The sequence below is a fragment of the Pseudoclavibacter sp. JSM 162008 genome (genome assembly GCF_041366455.1).
Lineage (GTDB): Bacteria > Actinomycetota > Actinomycetes > Actinomycetales > Microbacteriaceae > Pseudoclavibacter.
Genome location: NZ_JBEWYX010000036.1, coordinates 1 through 3,650 on the forward strand (window position 1 = coordinate 1; position 3,650 = coordinate 3,650).

A 3,650-nucleotide genomic window follows, 5' to 3' on the forward strand; every position below is an offset into this window, starting at 1 on the left:
AGGGTAGCGTTACGCATGTCGAGGTCTCTCGGATGGGTGTGTAGGAACTTCCATCATGGGAGACCTCGACCTCTACCAGCGCAACGACGCACTCCCCCACTCCTACACTCTCAAACGCGATGAGCCGACTTACGTTGCCATAGTCACGGGACCCTCAGTGGCCTACTGCTACTCTTGGGACTCGCCGCAGTCGCCCTCAGCCGACGAGCCGCACGCACCAGGCACTAGGGCCGCCGTCGCATTGTGACGTCGATTCTCGGGATGCCTCCTGCACGCCCGTTCTTGAATCCCGCCGGGTCTTGATCTTCCCCCCGGTGATCACAATCGTCCGGGAAACCGGGATAGGTCAATCTGCCGAGCACCACACTACGGAACGACGCAAATGTCGACTACCCGTACTTGTTGCCGCATGAGGTATCGAGCGAGAGCTGCCGTCACCGTAAAGGTGATCGGGCCGCTTCGGCGATGGTGATTCGTCTGCTCGCCGATTGTGCGCGCCGAGAGGGATCGTCACGAGTGCGCGGATTGAACATGGGGTTGCGAGGCGTCCACCAGAAATGACTGCACCGCTTCCGGGCACTCGCGTGATCTCCAATGACTCACGCACTGCTCGTTGCACAGCATCGAATCTGTTGCTCTCCCCCCTGCAGACACAGTGTCTGTCGTTACAGGTCATCTTCGGGCGGGTCAAATGTATTGACCTTTGTGCGGAACACTTCCCGGTGAAGGGCCGGTGTGATCTCGACCACAAAGTCAGACAGGGCAATGTCCGAAGTTGGAACTTCATCTCGCCAGTCCACCAGATTCACTTTGACACTCAGAGTCCCGGGGTCGATCTCTGCTCGAATTCCCCCACCGCCGAACGGACCGATCTGCTCGATACCACCGACTTCGAGGGTGCCCGTCGACACCAACCGATACGGCTCGGACTGAACAATTGTAAGAAGTGTCTCCCGCGCAGTAGGTGCGCTCGATCGGATAGTGATCTCGAACGATCTAGCGGCGCCAACATTGATTGGGATCAGCGATCCTTGCTCTATAAACTTCGCGATTTCATCGTCCGAATCGAATAGCTGCTGCCAATCATCGATCGTCTTTACGTGATCGAATCTGTGCGGAACCCACATGGCACAGAGCCCGGCATCGGTAGAGATCATGGTAGTGATTTCGATTTTCGAACCTCCGTTGTTATTGGCATCGATGCGCGATTGTGAGCGTCGGAGATGCCGCCAGCATCCGTGTCACATGACGCCGGAGCGGACTGCTCAGTAAACGTCGGAGCCGCCGCGACGACCAGGCAGGCAGACCGGCAGGCAACAGTGTTGCGATGAGCGCGATCGTAGCGACCGCAAACGAACCAAATAACCGCACATGCTCTCCAAAGTTGGGGGAAGCATGCGGCCACCTCGATTCGCAGACTACTGCACAGATGTCAAAAACGTCGTGTTGTGTCGGTCGTGACTGAGGTTTCGCGTCATGAAGAGATGGTGCCGCCATCCCATAGGCAAAGCATGGTGAGGGGGCACATGAGCGACTGGTGGGCTGTAGCGCCCGGATGGATAGCGACGATTGCGATCGCGATCGCCGTCATGCAGTTCAGGGCAGACCGGATACGACGCCGCGCCGATCTTGAACGAGAGTCCCGCGAACAAGCCACGCGACTTGCGGTCTGGGTTCTCGTTGGTGCTGGAGAAGAGGCCGCGAGAGGAATACTGCTTCAGAACGCCTCGGGTGGGCTGTTCCACGACATCGTCGTTGAAGTTGCTTGGAAAAGTTCTCGGGTCCCCCATCTTTGTTTGGCTCTGTTGCCGCCAGGCGAATTTGTCGTCCCGCTGCATCAGACGACGGCTCGCGGGGTTTGGGGGTGGGGCGACCCGCGACCGGTGGAACAGATGCCTTCTCTCAAACCGAAGTTCAAGACTGGCCACTACCAAGTCACGTCCGTGCGATTCTCCGACCGACTCGCACGCTCATGGAACCTCGACGGTCGCGGGGTGCTCTCCTCGGCATCACGAGCACGATAGGGAGCAACCACGGCGCAGGTTGTGTAAACGCTTGCATGCCGGCGTTATCTTCGGTAATACTTGGCTCGAACCGGGGGTCCCCCAGCGACAAAGACGTCGCGTCCCCGGATGGAGAGTAATGAAAACTCGAACTTTGCCGCGGATGGCTGGCGCACTTGCGCTCGGACTGTCTGTACTCGCATCCCTTCTCGTCGCACCGACAGCTGCCACCGCTGCCACCGCAACCAACAATCCGGCCTTCACTGCAAATGTGATGGCGCCGCTCGTCGTCACGGACTGGCCACAGTTCGAAGCGCAACTGCAGACGGTGAAAAACTACGGAGTCGATGCAGTCAGTGCCGACATCTGGTGGGGCACCGTTGAAGGAGCTGCCGACAATCAGTTCAACTGGTCGTACTACGACACCCTCTTCCAAAAGATCACCGCAAAAGGTCTCAAGATTGTTCCGATCTTCTCCTTCCACCAGTGCGGCGGCAATGTTGGCGACACCTGCAACATCCCGCTGCCATCGTGGCTTTGGTCGAAATACAATGGTCAGACCCTCAATGGCGTCACTCTCGACGTCAATGGTCTGAAACACCGCAGCGAGCAGGGCAACTTCTCGAGCGAGACCGTTCAGGGCTGGGCCGATCTACTCGTGCAAAACGAGTACACGGCGTTCACGGCGGCGTTCACGGCTCGCTACGGCGCGACCTACGCGTCGTCGCTGCAAGAGATCAATGTCTCGCTCGGCCCGGCCGGCGAACTGCGATACCCCTCCTACAATGGCCACGACTCTGGCAGCGGTTACCCCACCCGCGGCGCCTTGCAGTCCTACTCACCACTAGCGGTCAAGAGTTTCCAGCAGTTCGCGGTTGCAAAGTACACCACCCTCGCCGGCGTCAACGCTGCGTGGGGTTCGGCAGTCACAACGCAAGCGCAAATTCAACCGCCGAGTAACGCCAGCTTCTTCTTTTCCAGCGGCGACTACCGAAGCACCCAGTACGGAAAAGACTTCATCGACTGGTACAACGGCTCGCTCGTTGACCACGGAGAACGGATGCTCGACACCGTCATCGCAGCGCTTGGTACGTCATTTCCCGGAGCAAAAGTTGGCTACAAGATTCCCGGCGTGCACTGGTCGATGACCGGCCCAACGCCCCGCGCAGCCGAGGTCGCTTCCGGCCTGGTGCGCACGAGCGTGGACATGGCGGCGGCGAACACAGGCCGCGGATACGCGAACATTGTTGGCCTTGCAAACCGCGTCGCAGACTCGGGGCGCTCGATCGTGCTGCACTTCACATGCCTCGAGTTCAGCAACGAGGACTACGCGCCACAGTACTCACAAGCGAAGTCACTGGTCGGATGGCTGGGGGCGGAGGCAGGCAGGCAGGGCATCGCCATCAAGGGTGAAAACGCGCTATCAGGCGGCGCCACCAGCGATGCAGGTTGGAACAACGTCAACGACGCGTTCGACAACTTCCCCTACGTCGGCATGACCGTCCTGCGAGTCGGCGAGGTGACGGCGCTCACTGAAATTCCTCGGTTCTGCTCATCGAAATTCCCCACTCTGGGTCGCTCCGCCGCATGAGGCGGGCCTTCCTCGATGCTGGTGGTCTCTGACCACACACCAGCCCGAGGAAGGCC

At 59.4% G+C, this 3,650-nt stretch carries 2 protein-coding genes; one reads left to right on the forward strand and one right to left on the reverse strand.

Going from position 1 to position 3,650, the window contains the following annotated elements; all coding sequences use genetic code 11:
• Positions 1 to 665 precede the first annotated feature (665 nt).
• Positions 666 to 1,157, reverse strand: coding sequence for a hypothetical protein (locus ABVF28_RS17115; protein ID WP_371031441.1), 492 nt, complete (start codon positions 1,155 to 1,157; stop codon positions 666 to 668).
• A gap of 985 nt (positions 1,158 to 2,142) precedes the next feature.
• Here ABVF28_RS17115 and ABVF28_RS17120 point away from each other — a divergent pair.
• Complete coding sequence (locus ABVF28_RS17120; protein ID WP_371031442.1) at positions 2,143 to 3,594, forward strand: family 14 glycosylhydrolase; 1,452 nt, start codon at positions 2,143 to 2,145, stop codon at positions 3,592 to 3,594.
• The last annotated feature ends 56 nt before the right edge of the window (positions 3,595 to 3,650 follow it).